Here is a 15,855-nt window from a genome sequence, read left to right as displayed (position 1 = left end):
TTGGCCGCTTGAGAGCTTAGAGTTTACGAGCAACCACGCCCATCAAGGCAGACATGCCACGATGTCCTTCACCCTCATGAATTTCTGCTTCGTACTCTTGCCAATCACAGATTTCCATTCCTCTTAAGAGATCCTGAATTAATTCAGTGGTGTAGAGATGATCAATACTCGGTGGGCCACCCGTCTTATATTCCAATTGCTTGGGCGTATACCCCTGAAGGATTAGATATCCACCGGGTTTTAGGGATTGGCGTATGTGGGCAAAGAGGTCAACACGCATATTGGGGGTCGCAAACTGAATAAATATGGCTGCGATTAAATCGTAGTGATTCAGTTTCCACGTCCAAGAATCGGTGCTAGCAACATTTAATGCAACCGATACCAATTGGTGCTTGGCTAATTGCCTTGCCTTTTCTACGGCCACTGGCGATATATCAAAGGCCTCCACAATCATTCCCTGCTGAGCTAGCCAGACGCTATTTCGCCCCTCGCCATCAGCGATGCAGAGAGCATTCCCACCTGATTTCATGCGGCTTGTTACCTGATCTTTTAAGTAAGCATTTGGGTCTTTGCCAAATACATACTCATCCCTCGAAAATCGCTTATCCCAAAATTGGGCTGCATCATCTGCGAAATGTGTTTTTTTCATTGGATTATGAGTGACTCATAGAAAGATTCTCATACTCAAGATCGGTCATCGTATCGACATCTCGAATATATGATTCGTGAGGCATGTCGATAAATAAAACATGATCAGGATTTTGATCCAACCACTCTCGACATCCTTGATTTGGGGTTGCTAACACAGCCTCTACTGCGCTCCGAGTTAATACAACTGGATTACCTCGTTGACCCTGATAACAAGGAACAATCGCTCTTACTTGACCTCGAACATGCTCTGCGTGGGTCATGAGGGCTTGTAGCTCGCGTAAGGTGATCTGAGGTTGATCCACCAGACCGATCAATAGATATTCGTAATTTGATTGCAAGGCGGCAAGACCAATTCGGACCGAGGAGGATTGGCCTCGTTCCGGTTGATCATTCGTGATTGTCTTGGAGTATTGCAAAGCCAAGGGTCTTAAACGATCTGCGTAAAAACCCAAGACAGTAATGGCTTCGCACGGCTGCAATTGGGAAGCCTCAAGCCAAAATCGACTCAGTAAGGGCACCCCATCTTTCATTAGCAGCCCTTTGGGATAACCACCTAATCGAGCCCCCTGACCAGCAGCAAGAAGAAGAATGGCAATTTTGGGCATATAGAAAATCAGGGTTTTGATCAATTCAAATAGGCATTAAACACTACCATTAAACTCTAGTACATGAATAGTACTGATTATCAAGTCCTCCAATCCGCCATTAGTTGGTTGCAGGATGGAAAGCGTGTTGCGTTAGCTACGGTTGTCCAAACCTGGGGATCCTCTCCTCGGCCAGTTGGCTCATGGCTTGCCATACGAGAAGATGGACAGGTTGTTGGATCCGTCTCCGGAGGTTGTGTAGAAGATGATTTAATTCGGCGTGTGCAAACGGAGATTTTGACTCGAACATCACCTGAATTAGTTAAATATGGGGTTAGCAAGGATGAGGCGGTTCGCTTTGGGCTTCCTTGCGGAGGAACGCTCCAGCTCTTAGTTGAACCGCGGCCCGAGCTTGCGATTCTTGAGGCGATCATGAGCGGTATTAAAAAACGTTCCATCGTATTACGCGAAGTGGACGTACTAACTGGTCAATCAACCCTAAGTATCGGAAATCGCTCTACACAGTTCCAATTTTCGAATGAGAAAATGCAGACTATTTATGGTCCCCGCTGGCGGATGTTCATTATTGGAGCCGGTCAACTCTCTCTTTGTTTAGCCAGTTTTGCCTTAACCTCAGACTTTGACATCACCATCATTGATCCACGCGAAGAGTACGCGGAGGGAATCGGATCCGAGGGAATTCAGTTTATTCAAGGAATGCCAGACGATGTGATGCAAGAGTTAGGGGTGGACTCGCATACTGCCATTGTGGCGCTCACGCATGATCCAAAAATTGATGATTTAGCCCTGATTGATGCCCTCCAATCTGAAGCCTTCTACGTTGGAGCATTGGGCAGTCATACCAATACCCAAAAACGCAAAGAGCGGCTAAGAGAATTTAACCTCTCTACCGAACAGCTAGAGCGACTGCATGGCCCTGTAGGCCTAGCGATTGGGGCTTTAACCCCACCCGAAATCGCAGTTTCGATCATGGCAGAGGTAATCGCTGTTAAATACGGAAAGAATGCTTCCTAAGGACGAATTCCCGGGCTTTCTATGATCATGCCATTTGCACGATGCATTAAATAGAGCTCAATTTGCATTAGCTCGTTCGACCCATAGGCATAGGTTTGGGCACGTACTCCCGACAGGCAGTTTCTTAAGCGGCGTTGCAACGATCCCATTCCTTGCCATTCAATCCGATAAATGGGATAACCGGTAGGATGCGCCTGGGGAATAACACTCCCACCAAGTTTTAAACCAGCCCGATCATCATGACACTGCGCACAAGACAAATTAAGCTGACCAATCCGTTGAAAATATAGGCTCTTACCGGACTCATACTCTTTTTTAACATCTCCCAGCGGTGTAGCCTGAATCGGCGAGCCGCGTGACTGCAAAGCGATCAAAGTACTAAGCGCTAGCATCGGCTTACTTTCGTATGCAAACGCAGGTAAGTGCTGATGGCGGGTACGACAAGCATTGATCTGACCCTCCATATTTTGTAATTTCTGATGCATGATTTTTGGGTAGGTTGCAAAAACGCCCCGCATCGATTGTTTGACATCCCCATGACAAGATGCACACGATTTGCCATTGGCCTGGGATTTTTCTTGCCAAAGAGCTTCACCATCCATCACTGCAAAAAGTGCTGGATTGAGATTCATATCATTTTGCATCGCTTGATTGGTTGGGGATAGAAGCTGGTATGCCGATTGGCGAGAATCTGCGAGTGCCGAATGGGTGAAAAGAAAAAAACTGATGGCAAGCGAACCAAACGCTTGAATCATAGTACGGTAATTGGCTGTTGTAGTACGGTTAAATAACCGTTATCCCCTGACCATTTACACTCGATCATCCCAGATTGATCGGCCTTTGCATCAAAGATAAAAATCGGGTTTGATCCTATTCCTGGATGAAGATCGGCCCGAAAAACGAGTCGGCCATTGTAGGTACAAACAAACTCCCGAATGATATCGCGTGGTACCCGCACACCCTGTTCGGTATGACGAAAGCCGGATTCCATATCGTGTTGAACAATGGCCCGAATTGAAAATAATTCGCCACGCTTTACTTGATTTGAAAAGGTAACAACGGCACGTGAAGAGCGACTCATATCATCTCCGTACAAGCCGATAAAGTGACTACCGTGTCAGCAGAAGTTCGCCAGAAATCACCATTACTCATTTGAGCCAAGACCCATACTCGCTGCGAATCTGCTAGTCGAATCCGCGTACTAAATTCTGCCTTTCCTGATAGCGGTGTGAAATAGCAACTCACGACATTGGGAAGTGGATTGCCCTCAGCAATCATATGAATAACTTTTACATAATCATTGGCGGTCATTGGGCTTTGGACTGCACACTTCACGGCAACTAAATTGCCATTCTCAACCAAAGGCGGAAGCTCAAAATAAATTCTTCCAGTTTTGACCGACTGATTTCCAATGATTTTTGAAATAACTTGCTGAGCATCGCTTGTCGATGCTTGTGCTCGATGCCAAGGGCTCAGACAAATGGCCGTCATGGAGGAAATAAATAAACGACGTGAACTCATGGTGTTTTGATTGTTAGCAAATAGGCAACCACATCCTCAATGTCTTGACCACTTAATACCGTTTTACCTGCAAATGATGGTGCAACACGATGAAGATGATCGATTCTATAGTAAGACGGCATAATCGTGTTGGGTTGAAAACGTGAGGCATCGACTAGACGCGCACGAAGTTGAGCGGCATTTAAATTACCTACACTGATGCGCAAATCGGGTGCTAAATTTCCCTGAAATCGCTCCTCGGTAGATGGCACGCTGTGGCACAAAATACACAAACCCGTTTGACGACTTACGACAATGGATTTTCCTCGAGTGGGATCACCAGGCTGCCCACTTAATGAATTTGGGATGGCATCGCCATCCCAAATCAGTTGTGCATACAGTGGGTGTGGAAAAGCTAGTAACGCACAAACGACTAGCTTAAATCCAACACGCATCAATTACACAAGGGTGATACCGCTATTCTTAAGTGGTACGGTACGAACGCGCTTACCGGTTGCACGGTAATAGGCATTGAGTACGGCTGGAGCAGCAACAGAAATAGTGGGTTCACCAATTCCACCCCACTCTTTTCCACCACCTTGAATAATGATCGTTTCTACTTTTGGCATTTGCCGCAAACGAATCGACCCAAAGGTATCAAAATTGGTTTGCTCGATGCGCCCATTTTTGACGGTACACTCTTCTTCAAACAATGCCGAGAGGCCATAAACAAAGGATCCAGAAACCTGACGCTCAATTTGCGCCGGATTAACCGCATAACCAGGATCCGTAGCAGCAACGATCCGATGTATCTTGATCTTATTGCCATCGGTGACCGAGATTTCACAAGCAGCCGCCACAAAACTACCAAATGATTTTTGCTGCGCTATTCCTCGGAATACACCAGCGGGCGCAGGTTTTGTCCAACCAATTCGATCGGCCACCGCATTGAGAACGGCCAAATTGCGTGGGTAATTGGCTGAATACTTGCGTCTGAATTCGACTGGATCCATTCCGGCATATTCTGCCAGTTCGTCCATGAAGCATTCCATAAAGACAGCATTCTGATTGATATTGACGCCCCGCCAGAAACCCGGTGGCACATGCGTGTTCCGCATGGCATGGTCAATCGTCAAGTTAGGAAAATCATAGCTAATGCCATGCTCTCCACCTTTTGCTACCCCCTGGAAAACCAATGGATCCATTCCTTTATTTTGGGCAACCACCGCAGGACGAACGGCCGTCAAGATGGACTGACCTGAGAGGCGCATATGAACACCGGTTAGGTTTTTCTTATCATCAAACGTTCCGGTCATCTTGCACATCATGATGGGATGGTAACGACCCTGGGTCATATCCTCTTCACGAGTCCAAATGAGCTTAATGGGAGTACCAGGCATTTGTTTTGCAATATTGACCACTTGAGTTGTGTAATCCTGAAACGCCCCGCGTCGTCCAAATCCACCACCAAGATTAACTTTGATTACATCGCATTTATCTGCTGTTAGACCAGAAGCTGCGATCACGGCTGCAAGAGATGCCTCACCATCTTGTGTGGGGACCCAGGCACGGCATTTATCCGCAGTCCACAACGCAGTTGCATTCATGGGCTCCATCGGAGCGTGGTTTAAGAATGGATAAAAGAATTTGGCTTCAATTTTCTTTGAGGCATCCGATGCTGCATTTTTAAAGTCGCCATTGGCATTACCAACAAAGGTTTCGTTGGCATTTAATCCCTCCTCAAGACGCTTCAGAATATCAGCCTGTTGAACATTGGCATTGGCGCCTTCGTCCCAAACGATGGGCAACTGATCCATAGCAACCTTAGCCTGCCAGAAGGTATCTGCAACAACAGCGACGGACGTATCGCTAACCTGCACTACCTTTTTTACACCCTTCATGCTGGCTACTTTGCTAGCATCAAAGCTTTTTAACTTACCGCCAAATACCGGGCATTGCTTAATCGTAGCAACTAGCATGCCAGGCATTTGCAGATCGATTGCATAGACTTGTTTGCCGGTCACTTTATCGGCCAAGCTATCAATGCGGTCCATCGACTTACCAATCACCTTCCAGCGCTTGGGATCTTTCAGTTCAATATTCTTAGCGTCAGGCACAGGCAATTTCGCTGCAGCAGCAGCAACTTTTCCATAACTGATGGTTCGACCGCTTGCCTGATGGGAAATGACGCTATTGGATGCCAAGCATTCTGCAGCAGGAACACCCCATTGATTTGCTGCTGCTTGAACTAGCATGATGCGCGCTGCAGCACCGCCTTTGCGAACATAATCTTCAGAGGTACGAATGCCGCGACTGCCACCAGTGGAGAATGATCCCCAAACACCTTTACGCTTTAGGCTCTCTCCTGGAGTCGGATAATCAATCGTAATTTTCCTCCAATCGCACTCCAACTCCTCGGCGACTAATTGAGCTAAGCCAGTAATGGTGCCCTGACCCATTTCAGAGCGAACTACACGAATAATCACGGTGTCATTTGGCTGAATCATCACCCAGACCCCGATTTCAGGGGGCATTGCCGCTTGCGCTGTGGAGGCTTGAGCACTTCCAATCACGGCTGGGAACTCCAAACCGATTGCTAATCCAGCAGAAACTGCACTGGATCCGACAATGAATTGGCGGCGAGATAAATTTGGTACAGGTGCATTCATCGTATTCTCCTTAAGCCTTAGCGGCGGCATGAACCGCAGCCCGAACTTCTTGAAAGGTTCCACAGCGACAAATATTGGTCACTGCCGCATCAATATCGGCATCGCTTGGCTTTGGATTGCTTCGTAGTAAAGCGGTGACTGCCATCACCATGCCGGTCTGGCAATAGCCGCATTGCGGGGCTTGTTTTTCAACAAATGCCTGCTGAACTTTGCTGAGCTTGCCGCCTTGGGCCAAACTCTCAACCGTCTCAATCTTTTTACCTGCTGCAGCACTAACGGGCAAGGCGCAGGAACGGACCGCTGCACCGTCCAATAGTACGGTACAGGAACCGCAGGCCGCGATACCGCAACCATACTTCGTTCCAGTTAATCCGATTTGCTCACGAATCACCCACAATAATGGGGTGTTAGGATCGACATCAACCGATCTTGCCTTGCCGTTCACGGTTAGCTTTACCATGCAGGTCTCCTTGCATTTAGTTTGACTTATTGAAATTCCTCTTAGATCAGAGGGTTTTAAGAATCATATACCAAATAGTAAAAAAATAAATGGGGGTTAATTGGGAAAATCGGTTTTGATCAATGGATTTGATAACGCATTGAATTCAATAAAATTTTCTGTTTCATCATAAAATTCCAATACGGGTCATCAACGATCTGAACCCCCAATCAATTTACCTAAATTCATGGCCCAAACTCGATCCTTAGTCGTTATCCTTGGCGATCAGCTCAACCGGGATGCGAGCGCATTTGACGGCTTTGATGTGAAGCAAGACGCAGTATGGATGGCAGAAGTGGATGAAGAATCCACCCACATTTGGTCTTCAAAGCAACGGATTGCTTTATTTATTAGTGCGATGCGTCATTTTGCGCAATCGTTGCGTCAAGAAAAGATTGCATTGCATTACAGTGAACTCGATGACCCGAACAATACCCAAAGCATTGAGGGTGAGCTTGCCAGAACCATTGCCCTATGCAATCCAAGCCGACTCATTATGACTGCCCCTGGGGATTGGCGGGTTCTTGAGAAAATCAAACAGCTGGCATTGCAAACCGGCATTGAACTAGAAATCCGTGAGGATCGGTATTTTTTCTCGACCGTTCGGGAGTTTTTTGAACATGCCAAAGGTCGCAAGCAACTGCGTCTGGAGTATTGGTATCGCGAGCTTCGCAAAAAGCATCGTGTCCTCATGGATGGCGATTCCCCTGCCGGTAGCGAATGGAACTTTGACTCCGAAAATCGCTCCTCCTTTGGTAAAGAGGGTCCTCCACCTATACCACCACCACTGCGCCTCAAGCCCGATCGCATTACCCAAGAGGTGATCGAACTGGTTGAGAGTCGGTTTGCATCGCATCCCGGTTCAGTAACTGCAAGCGCTTCTGGCTTTGGGTGGCCGGTCAATCGGCAAGAGGCTCTGCGTGCCTTGGATGACTTTATTCAACATCGTCTACCTGAGTTTGGCGTGTATCAAGATGCCATGTGGACTGATGAGCCATGGTTATTTCATTCGCATATTGCAAGTGCCCTAAATCTGAAATTACTATCCGCTCAAGAGGTGGTGAAGGCTACAGAAGAAACCTATCGTCAAGGTCGGGCACCAATTGCCGCGGTTGAGGGATTTATTCGTCAAATCTTAGGCTGGCGTGAATATGTCCGCGGTATCTATTGGATGAACATGCCAAAGTACCTTGAACTCAATGCGTTAAACGCCAATCAAGCTCTACCGGCATTCTTCTGGGACGGTAACACCCCAATGCATTGTTTATCGCAAACGATTACTCAGAGTTTGCGAACCGGCTATGCGCACCATATTCAACGCCTCATGGTCACCGGTCTCTACGCCCTCCTTCTTGGTGTCAAGCCAAAGGAAATTCATGCTTGGTATTTAAGTATGTATGTGGATGCTGTCGAGTGGGTAGAGCTCCCCAATGTCATTGGTATGAGCCAATTTGCCGATGGCGGATTAATGGCCAGTAAGCCATATATTGCAACGGGTAAATACATTGATCGCATGAGTAACTATTGCAAGCACTGTGTCTTTAAGCCCGATCAATCTACCGGTCCCAATGCCTGTCCATTTACCACGCTGTATTGGGATTTTCTGATTCGCCATGAGAGCGCCATGAGCAAAAATCCACGCATGCTCATGCAGGTTCGCAATCTCGCACGCATGACCGATGAAGCCAAGTTGGCAATTCAAGACAAGGCTTCAGAACTTCGAGACAGTCAGGCTGGTAAATAATCCCAGCGATCAAATCGGGCGGCTTGGCCCACCCTCGCTCCATTCGCATCGATTAAATTCCATACCGTTGCATTACGGATCCAAAACCGTTTACCGCCCTTAGATATCCGAATACCAGAGTAATCATCGATAAAACCAAACTGTTGCACACGCTGCAATAAGGATTGGCGCTCGTCTTGCAAGACCGGCTCCGCCGATTGACGCGATGGAATCGAGGTGATTTCTGCCCAATTCATCTCAAATGCATTCTGGGCCATCCGATTGGCATAGGCAAAAATTGGGTCTGCGAAGGTATCATGCGCCACCACCGCAAAAGGGGCTTCATAGAGCATTTGCGCTGCATTCTTTGAACTGGTTAATTCAATGCAAGACTTACCCAGAAAATGCTGATAGCTATCCAATATCAACCGAGCCTCGATGGGCATAAATTGATTATTCGGGCCTGGTTCAATGCGGGAGAATGGCATGCCAAGCCTTATCGGCCGAGCAGTGAAATAATTTTGTAGCGGCCGTCACTACTAATAAGCTTTAAGGTGTACTCCTCAATGAAAACAGCATCACTGAGTTTTGGGAAATAAAATTCAAACGACTTGCCCTTTGGTTCGTCAGCAACGTAGGCCAGTTCTTTGACGGGATCGATTTTTATTATTCGGTACATAAACACTAGGCAATACAAACAAGCTTGTAATACTAGAATTCAAAACTAAACATAAAATACCCAAATTCATTCTACAGGCGATTTAGGAAAAAATGCAATTACTCAATCCTATGGACTACTCAATGGAAGTTGAGCAACAAACGATCTGGATTAAAAACCCAAACACCACGATCGCTTACTGCCGATATTCCAATGACGGTGATATTGAGTACATTTATGTTCAACCCATGTACCGGCTAATGGGGTTTGGTCGCAAGTTAGTAGAAGAAGTCCAGCGCATCACAGGCAAAGTGGGCCTCCCCCATGAGCCAGTATCCCCCATGGGGCAGCGCTTTTTTGCTGCACTCGAGAAATATTCTTAATGAATACTATTAAGAAAATTTATCTAAGTTGGATTCTTCTTGTTTTTAGCAGTGCTGCAAGCGCAAACTCAATCGTTGATTTGCGTAATCAGACCACCATTAATCAGGAGCGATTGATTGCTGAGCTAATCAGCGCTGACTATATTTTGCTGGGTGAGCTACACGATAACCCCCATCACCATGAAGCACGTGGTCGATTGATTGCTGCAATTGCTAGCAAAAAATATGCAGCGGTTGTTGAGTATCTGCCAACCGGTCCATTAGTCCGATGGACTGGATCGACTCTACAGTCGCTGGAGCAAGCAGGGTTCTCCCCAAAGGCGTGGCCATGGAAGCTCTATCAACCCCTATTTGAAGCGATTCGGGTATCTGAATTACCGCTCTACGGCTCCAATCTAGATCGTTCAATTTCTAAAACCATCTTCTCTGGTGGACCCATCCCCGCTGCAATGGAATCGGATTACCAAAAAAGTGCTTTGACAGGTGAGGCAAAACGCAGTCTTGAGAACGATTTGATCGACGGGCATTGTGGCAAGCTTCCCGCCCAGTATTTAGAACCCATGTTTCGGGTACAGCGCTTGACGGACATCTCGATGGCGCAGGTCATGATGCGTCATTCCCCCGCCATTCTGTTTGCCGGTAATGGTCATGTTCGCAATGATTATGGGGTGCCCCAAGTTTTAAGATCTCTTGAGCCTTCCAAGAAACGAGTGAGTGTTGGCTTGATTGAAGAGGCGCAGCGCGACTCTACAGCATTTGCAGAGCTCGCCAAACTATACGATTTTGTCTGGATTACACCTAGTATCGATCGCGCCGACCCCTGCGCTACCCTTCATTTTGATAAATCAGAATCCTCTAGGTAGTACGCATCGGCAACAAATGCTGGGCCTTTCATTAAATACACGATAAAGGCACATAAAGCGGCAGTGAAAAGCATCGTCCAGAAGAAGATGAGTCCCGCTATTAAATAGAGCTCCCAGAGCTTGGATGATCCGCTAGGCTCTATGCCGTATTGCAAAATGGCAAGCGGTATAACCAATATGCTGGTGCCATAGAACATCAGCTTTGGCGTATAGCGCAAAATGACCCACTCAAAGCCAGGCGGTTCTCGACGTGTTAGGGGAAGCTTCTTTAACCAGTTCATCGTTTGATATTAATCGATCGCCCTTGAATTTTCACAGGCAGAGCCCTATATTCCTTTCGCAGGACTTTTCCTGACTTTTTTAATCATCAATAAAGGAGTCTTTATGTCAAATTCCAATCCAGCGAATGTGCGTTATTCCATCGCCGATTGCAAAGCGTCACTCGACAAAAATAATCACCATCCGCGCTATAACCATAGCATTCGCGAGTGCGATCAATCGATTCGCGCCGAGAAGAAGTAAGTCAATCCCTGTAGCCCCGAGTTTGAGCTTGGGGCTTTCTTCGGCATAATGGCTTATGACAATTCGTCTAGAAACCATTAGTGCTGGACTGGTAAAACCCATATGGGTTCGCGATGACAATGAGCTTCGCACAATCATGTCAGGTATTTACAAAACGCCGATTAGTACACTGACTAATCCTCAACTAATCGAAGTAACAAGAGCTGGAATTGTTGGCGATGAACAAGCTGATCCCCAAGCTCATGGTGGGACTGAAAAAGCCCTTTATATGTATCCGCAAGAACACTATCCATTTTGGTCCTCGCTTTTTTCAGAAGCTAAAGGCCAATCCATCCATTTAGAGCACGGCTACCTTGGTGAAAATCTAACGATTAGCGGATTAAGCGAGCACGATATCTACGTTGGTGATCGCCTTCGTATTGGAGCTGTTGAATGCGCTGTTACGAAATTACGCGAGCCCTGCTATAAGTTCACAGCGAAGACGGGTGTTGCAACAGCGGCCAAGGCAATGATCCAAGGTGCTCGCAGCGGTTGGTACCTTCGAGTCCTTCAGGCTGGATTCCTAAAAGCCGGTGATGCGATTACGGTCATTCCCGGGCCTCGCGAATGCTCAATCGCCCAACAAAATCATGCGCTACGTCATCGGGGTGATTGAGTTATCCGTTTGACCAGTTTTAATGCGAAGGGTCCGATGGCGCCTGATATCGCATGGCGATTCTTTGCAAAAATTCGATATGCAAGATTCAAGATGGGTCTCAGTATTTTTCTTGAAAATAGCCAAGCCAGGATGGGGAGATTAGCGCGCCGATAGGCCTCTGCAAAGACAGGGACACCATGGATCAGGGCCTGCCCCTCAATTTGCCCAACCATCTGATTGAGCGCCGCCTGGCACGAAACGCCGACGCGCTCTGGGTCGAATGCACTGCTGTTGACATCGACAAATTGAAGCAATTGCTGTTGATTGCGGGTTTGCAAATAAAGAATCTCTGCCTGACACAGTGGGCAGGCACCATCATAGAACAGGGTCAACGGCAATAGGGTTTGGCTCATACAATAGATCGAATCTAGATTCCATTGTCCTGTAAATGCGCGTTTTTTACTTTCTACCCCTACTTCTTATGCTTTCGGCATGTGGCCAAGCCGACTACACCACCTGGAACTGCATTCCCGAGAATGACCCTAGCAAAAAAGTAGTCATGGTCTTGCAGCAATCGACCATGAAGATTGACGATCGGCAGTTGCGCTTTTGTGGCAGTCTCGGGCTAGTCAGCTATTTTGATGAAAACTGCAAGGTTGGTGACGTCAAAGCGTCTATCGCGCAATTGATTCAGAGCGAATCGCGCTTAGCCATTGGCTCCAAGCAGTATCGCTGTGAAAAGCTCTAAGCTTTAATCGGAGCGCTTTAGCAAGATCTGCGCAGTCATTTTTCCGGCAAACACTAAGTCCATCTCCAGACCATCATTAGCGGACTTAATATCAACGCCATCTTGACTCGCTGGTTTAGTTTCTTGAACGGCAAGCAGCTTATCTGGCCATGAGAACCTCATGTTCGCGGTCATCGGTAAATAACCATCAAAGAGTCTGCGCATCAAGGGACCAGCATTGAGTTGATAAAGACCATTACCAAGAGAATCCAGCGCTTTTGACTGCAAATCAATACAAATCGATCCACCTTTTTGTACCTCACTTAAGGTCACGCGATTGTCTCTGACCTCAGCCATTGCGATGCCATCCATGGTCCGCACTTGAATATCCCGGATTCGGTCTTTGTTAAACAGAATGACCACCTTACGAATTGGATCTAATTTTTTATGGCAGGTCTGAATTTGTACCAAACCAGAATCAAGACTGGTCTCTAGGATCGTTACCTTCGATTCATAGGTATATGAATTGGGATCTGGCTTGGTTTTCAGAAAACGGATCTGTCCCTCACCAACCACATCGGCAAGACCCGCTGCTGATACGCCGATGGGTAAAACAAAAAGGCACACAGCCAGGTGTGTGCCCCATCGGGTCATGATTGATCGCATTCGATCAGAGCAACATTAATAGATCTTTTTACTCAAGCGCTGATCACGCTTTTCAATCATCAACTGTAAAAACCACTCTCCTCGCTTCATGGGGGAAGCCATCATATTTTGTATGAACGACTGAAAACAGGCTGCAAAATTCTGGTTTTTCATAGCGAAACCTTTACTTTGATTAAATAATAATTTGATTGTAGCTAGTTTTAAGATAATTGACCAACGCAACGACTCAGCTTTATTCCTAAGTCATCGCAAGGCCTTGACCACTTCCAAAGTGGCCGATCGCTTTCGCCTCATGAAACCCCGAGTGGTGGAGTAAATTCAGAACTTGTTCTTTAGCTTTAGGTGCGCAGGCAATCAAGAGACCGCCGCTGGTTTGCGGATCGGTCATTAAATGCTGTTGCCACACTTCGATAGCCGGACCAAACGAAACCTCGCCCCCATAGCCTTGCCAATTACGTGTGGACGCTCCGGTATAGATATCTTCTTTAACAAACTCTAAAGCTTCGGCAATGACTGGAATATCATGCCAAGTCAAGTTAGCTTGAAGATTAGCTCCGCGACTCATCTCCAAAAGATGCCCTGCTAAGCCAAAGCCCGTGACATCCGTCAAGGCATGAACCTCTGGCATTTTCGAGAGTGCAATGCCTGGCTGATTTAGCTGCGTTGTATAGGTAATCATCGCCTCGTACCCTTTAGCGGAAAGACGTTCTTTCTTTAGTGCGGCGCTCAAAATACCGACTCCGAGGGGTTTACTCAAAATAATCACGTCTCCTGCTTGCGCACCGCTATTGCGTTTTAAGTTGGCTGGATCAACAATGCCAATCGCCACCAAGCCATAGATGGGCTCAACGGTATCAATGGAATGCCCACCAGCAATCGGAATACCCGCCGCTTGGCAAACCGATTCCCCACCCGCGATGATCTTTTGAATCACCTCTAGAGGTAATACATTAATTGGCATACCAAGTAATGCCAGTGCAAATAAGGGTTGAGCGCCCATTGCATAGATATCTGAGATCGCATTGGTGGCCGCAATTCGACCAAAATCATAGGGATCATCGACGATTGGCATAAAGAAATCCGTAGTGGCCACAATCGCTTGGTGATCATTGATTTGATAAACCGCGGCATCCTCATTATTTTCTGAGCCCGCTAACAAAGCCGGTGGAATCATTTTGAGGGGTGAGGCACGCAAAATATCACTTAAGACACCAGGTGCAATTTTGCAGCCACATCCCCCTCCGTGGGAGAGTGAGGTCAGGCGGCCGTTATATGCATTGAGAGTCATGAGTTATTCATGAATTATTTTTGAAACAACTTTTTGATATTGGTAATGGCATCCTTACCGTATTGCTGCGCATTGTCGGTGACATTCCGTAATGTATCCGTCGCGATATTCAAATAGGTGTTGATACTTTTGAGCGCAGCATTCTTCACCACGGGAATAATGGCATCGATAATTTTTCCAACCGCTTCTTTAGTTCCCGCGCCATCCTTACCAGTATCAATATTAGTGATTTGAATGTCATCTAACTTAAGGTTTACGCTTGTGCCTAAGATTCTCATATCCTGATAAATTAGATCCGCCCCCTGAATATCAAACTGCTTAATTAGGATGCGTGGCTGCTTAGAATCACCAGCTTTACCAGCTTTGCTTTGAGCATCTTCTTTTTGATTGGTTGAACTGTATTGCTTTGCGTTATTTTGCAAAACCGATAGATTGTCAGAATCTTTGGTTTTGACATACTGCACACTAGGCTGACTCAAGAGCACTCGATCAATGACAACCCAATCGAGTTTAGACTCCTTCGGATTAAGTTGAATCTCGATCAACCCTGCTTTAAATGCATGAGTCCCTGCAAAACCCGGGGGATTTGCTACTTCAAGATTAGTGATGCTTGCACGGGTTTGACGCAAGCTAATATTGACCTCGCCAACGGTTACCTTTGTTCCCAGGGATTGCGTGGCGTAGTTCTCAATTGAGCTCTTCACATAGCCATCTAATTTACTAACCGTGTAATACGCAACACCAATGGCAATTGCTATAGCTAATACGATCAAGAGGACAAGCATTTTGAGAATTTTCATTATCAGAATTGAGTCATAACAGTGCGTACTCTGTTATTTTGACATTTGTTTTAATTTCATGAGCAAGATGCTCAGGGCAAACAGGAAAGTCAACGCATTGGTCACAATTAAGGGCCAACTCTCAATCACAATCCCATAAATAAGCCACAGTCCAACCCCAAGGGTAAACATGCTGTACATGCCCACCGAGATGCCTGAGAGGTCTCTTGTTCGCCAGGATTGAATGGCCTGAACAAGAAAGGAAAAGGTGGTCAGTAAAGCAGCGAAGTAGCCAATGATGTCAATATGAAACATCTTGGCATCTTAGCCGATTGATGAATGGCTTAGCTGATACGGCCGATTGCGCAACTCACAAATGATTTAGCGGTCGCAATTCCTTTATCAAGACCCGCTACAGAACCCTTTTCAGGGTAGCCCATACTCAGCAACTTATCGACAATCTGCTGGCGCAAATTAGAGTCGGCATCCAGAACAACGGCTCGGTTTGCATGATCGACCGTGACTGCTTGAACTCCAGAAATCGCTTTTAAGCCTTTGACGATGGTGTTCTCACAACCGCCGCATTTTAGGTTCTCAATTTCAATGGTTAGATTTGCCATAGAATCCTCCGATAATTTCTCTAAGTATGATCTTTTTTTTGGGTTTTGGTT

At 46.6% G+C, this 15,855-nt stretch carries 24 protein-coding genes; 7 read left to right on the top strand and 17 right to left on the bottom strand.

The window, feature by feature from the left end:
* Positions 1-16 precede the first annotated feature (16 nt).
* Positions 17-649, bottom strand: coding sequence for a class I SAM-dependent methyltransferase (locus tag ICV32_RS03865; RefSeq protein ID WP_215372083.1), 633 nt, complete (start codon positions 647-649; stop codon positions 17-19).
* A gap of 4 nt (positions 650-653) precedes the next feature.
* Positions 654-1,256, bottom strand: coding sequence for an NTP transferase domain-containing protein (locus ICV32_RS03860; RefSeq protein WP_215372081.1), 603 nt, complete (start codon positions 1,254-1,256; stop codon positions 654-656).
* 63 nt (positions 1,257-1,319) lie between these two features.
* Here ICV32_RS03860 and ICV32_RS03855 point away from each other — a divergent pair, with 63 nt between their 5' ends.
* On the top strand, positions 1,320-2,270 hold the full coding sequence (locus tag ICV32_RS03855) for an XdhC family protein (RefSeq protein ID WP_215372079.1): 951 nt from the start codon (positions 1,320-1,322) through the stop codon (positions 2,268-2,270).
* Here the strand turns inward: ICV32_RS03855 and soxA are convergent.
* Genes soxA through ICV32_RS03825 form a run of 6 tightly spaced genes read right to left on the bottom strand, consistent with a single transcriptional unit; the run spans position 2,267 to position 6,899 of the window.
* Positions 2,267-3,025 carry a sulfur oxidation c-type cytochrome SoxA gene (gene soxA, locus ICV32_RS03850; RefSeq protein WP_215372077.1) on the bottom strand — a complete coding sequence of 253 codons (759 nt, stop codon included), beginning with the start codon at positions 3,023-3,025 and terminating at the stop codon, positions 2,267-2,269. The genes ICV32_RS03855 and soxA overlap by 4 nt on opposite strands.
* Complete coding sequence (locus ICV32_RS03845; RefSeq protein WP_215372075.1) at positions 3,022-3,351, bottom strand: thiosulfate oxidation carrier complex protein SoxZ; 330 nt, start codon at positions 3,349-3,351, stop codon at positions 3,022-3,024. Before ICV32_RS03845 ends, soxA begins: the two co-directional genes overlap by 4 nt.
* Positions 3,348-3,791 (bottom strand): thiosulfate oxidation carrier protein SoxY, encoded by a 444-nt coding sequence (locus ICV32_RS03840; protein ID WP_215372073.1) that lies wholly within the window; start codon positions 3,789-3,791, stop codon positions 3,348-3,350. Before ICV32_RS03840 ends, ICV32_RS03845 begins: the two co-directional genes overlap by 4 nt.
* Positions 3,788-4,225 carry a sulfur oxidation c-type cytochrome SoxX gene (soxX, locus tag ICV32_RS03835; RefSeq protein WP_215372071.1) on the bottom strand — a complete coding sequence of 146 codons (438 nt, stop codon included), beginning with the start codon at positions 4,223-4,225 and terminating at the stop codon, positions 3,788-3,790. The genes ICV32_RS03840 and soxX overlap by 4 nt, the downstream gene beginning before the upstream one ends.
* Positions 4,226-4,228: 3 nt before the next feature.
* Positions 4,229-6,439, bottom strand: coding sequence for a xanthine dehydrogenase family protein molybdopterin-binding subunit (locus tag ICV32_RS03830; protein ID WP_215372069.1), 2,211 nt, complete (start codon positions 6,437-6,439; stop codon positions 4,229-4,231).
* Between the two features lie 10 nt (positions 6,440-6,449).
* Positions 6,450-6,899 (bottom strand): (2Fe-2S)-binding protein, encoded by a 450-nt coding sequence (locus ICV32_RS03825; protein WP_215372067.1) that lies wholly within the window; start codon positions 6,897-6,899, stop codon positions 6,450-6,452.
* A gap of 226 nt (positions 6,900-7,125) precedes the next feature.
* Between ICV32_RS03825 and ICV32_RS03820 the strand changes: the two genes are divergently transcribed.
* Positions 7,126-8,682, top strand: coding sequence for a cryptochrome/photolyase family protein (locus tag ICV32_RS03820; protein ID WP_215372065.1), 1,557 nt, complete (start codon positions 7,126-7,128; stop codon positions 8,680-8,682).
* Here ICV32_RS03820 and ICV32_RS03815 read toward each other — a convergent pair.
* Positions 8,667-9,149, bottom strand: coding sequence for an MEKHLA domain-containing protein (locus ICV32_RS03815; protein ID WP_251371923.1), 483 nt, complete (start codon positions 9,147-9,149; stop codon positions 8,667-8,669). The genes ICV32_RS03820 and ICV32_RS03815 overlap by 16 nt on opposite strands.
* A 283-nt stretch (positions 9,150-9,432) precedes the next feature.
* Here ICV32_RS03815 and ICV32_RS03810 point away from each other — a divergent pair, with 283 nt between their 5' ends.
* Both ICV32_RS03810 and ICV32_RS03805 read left to right on the top strand, forming a co-directional pair.
* Positions 9,433-9,702 (top strand): GNAT family N-acetyltransferase, encoded by a 270-nt coding sequence (locus ICV32_RS03810; RefSeq protein WP_215372063.1) that lies wholly within the window; start codon positions 9,433-9,435, stop codon positions 9,700-9,702.
* The gene (locus ICV32_RS03805; RefSeq protein ID WP_215372061.1) at positions 9,702-10,565 is read left to right on the top strand and encodes a ChaN family lipoprotein; all 864 of its coding nucleotides are present in this window, start codon (positions 9,702-9,704) and stop codon (positions 10,563-10,565) included. The genes ICV32_RS03810 and ICV32_RS03805 overlap by 1 nt, the downstream gene beginning before the upstream one ends.
* Here the strand turns inward: ICV32_RS03805 and ICV32_RS03800 are convergent.
* Positions 10,535-10,846: a hypothetical protein gene (locus tag ICV32_RS03800; protein ID WP_215372059.1), complete on the bottom strand. Its 312-nt coding sequence runs from the start codon at positions 10,844-10,846 to the stop codon at positions 10,535-10,537. The genes ICV32_RS03805 and ICV32_RS03800 overlap by 31 nt on opposite strands.
* A gap of 103 nt (positions 10,847-10,949) precedes the next feature.
* Here ICV32_RS03800 and ICV32_RS03795 point away from each other — a divergent pair, with 103 nt between their 5' ends.
* Both ICV32_RS03795 and ICV32_RS03790 read left to right on the top strand, forming a co-directional pair.
* Positions 10,950-11,087, top strand: a complete 138-nt coding sequence (locus ICV32_RS03795; RefSeq protein WP_215372058.1) for a hypothetical protein — start codon at positions 10,950-10,952, stop codon at positions 11,085-11,087.
* 55 nt (positions 11,088-11,142) lie between these two features.
* A complete protein-coding gene (locus ICV32_RS03790; protein ID WP_251371922.1) occupies positions 11,143-11,742 on the top strand; it encodes an MOSC domain-containing protein in 600 nt (199 codons plus the stop codon).
* Here the strand turns inward: ICV32_RS03790 and ICV32_RS03785 are convergent.
* Positions 11,727-12,137 (bottom strand): thiol-disulfide oxidoreductase DCC family protein, encoded by a 411-nt coding sequence (locus ICV32_RS03785; RefSeq protein WP_215372056.1) that lies wholly within the window; start codon positions 12,135-12,137, stop codon positions 11,727-11,729. The two genes, ICV32_RS03790 and ICV32_RS03785, sit on opposite strands and share 16 nt — an antisense overlap.
* A 35-nt stretch (positions 12,138-12,172) precedes the next feature.
* Here ICV32_RS03785 and ICV32_RS03780 point away from each other — a divergent pair, with 35 nt between their 5' ends.
* Positions 12,173-12,472, top strand: coding sequence for a hypothetical protein (locus ICV32_RS03780; protein ID WP_215372054.1), 300 nt, complete (start codon positions 12,173-12,175; stop codon positions 12,470-12,472).
* Between the two features lie 3 nt (positions 12,473-12,475).
* Here ICV32_RS03780 and ICV32_RS03775 read toward each other — a convergent pair whose 3' ends face one another.
* The 6 genes from ICV32_RS03775 to ICV32_RS03750 all read right to left on the bottom strand — a co-directional run bounded on the left by ICV32_RS03775 (position 12,476) and on the right by ICV32_RS03750 (position 15,804).
* A complete protein-coding gene (locus ICV32_RS03775) occupies positions 12,476-13,105 on the bottom strand; it encodes a hypothetical protein (RefSeq protein WP_215372052.1) in 630 nt (209 codons plus the stop codon).
* A 27-nt stretch (positions 13,106-13,132) separates the two neighbouring features.
* Positions 13,133-13,270, bottom strand: coding sequence for a hypothetical protein (locus ICV32_RS03770; protein WP_215372051.1), 138 nt, complete (start codon positions 13,268-13,270; stop codon positions 13,133-13,135).
* Between the two features lie 85 nt (positions 13,271-13,355).
* Complete coding sequence (gene selD, locus ICV32_RS03765) at positions 13,356-14,405, bottom strand: selenide, water dikinase SelD (RefSeq protein ID WP_215372049.1); 1,050 nt, start codon at positions 14,403-14,405, stop codon at positions 13,356-13,358.
* 14 nt (positions 14,406-14,419) lie between these two features.
* The gene (locus ICV32_RS03760) at positions 14,420-15,205 is read right to left on the bottom strand and encodes a hypothetical protein (protein WP_215372047.1); all 786 of its coding nucleotides are present in this window, start codon (positions 15,203-15,205) and stop codon (positions 14,420-14,422) included.
* A 33-nt stretch (positions 15,206-15,238) separates the two neighbouring features.
* The gene (locus tag ICV32_RS03755; RefSeq protein ID WP_215372045.1) at positions 15,239-15,499 is read right to left on the bottom strand and encodes a SemiSWEET transporter; all 261 of its coding nucleotides are present in this window, start codon (positions 15,497-15,499) and stop codon (positions 15,239-15,241) included.
* 29 nt (positions 15,500-15,528) lie between these two features.
* Positions 15,529-15,804: a heavy-metal-associated domain-containing protein gene (locus ICV32_RS03750; RefSeq protein WP_215372043.1), complete on the bottom strand. Its 276-nt coding sequence runs from the start codon at positions 15,802-15,804 to the stop codon at positions 15,529-15,531.
* Between the last annotated feature and the right edge of the window lie 51 nt (positions 15,805-15,855).

Origin of the sequence: Polynucleobacter sp. MWH-UH24A (assembly GCF_018687475.1) — a bacterium.
In the GTDB taxonomy this organism is placed as follows: Bacteria; Pseudomonadota; Gammaproteobacteria; order Burkholderiales; family Burkholderiaceae; genus Polynucleobacter.
Note: the sequence above shows the minus strand (reverse complement) of the source record. Positions and strands in the feature narration are given on the sequence as shown.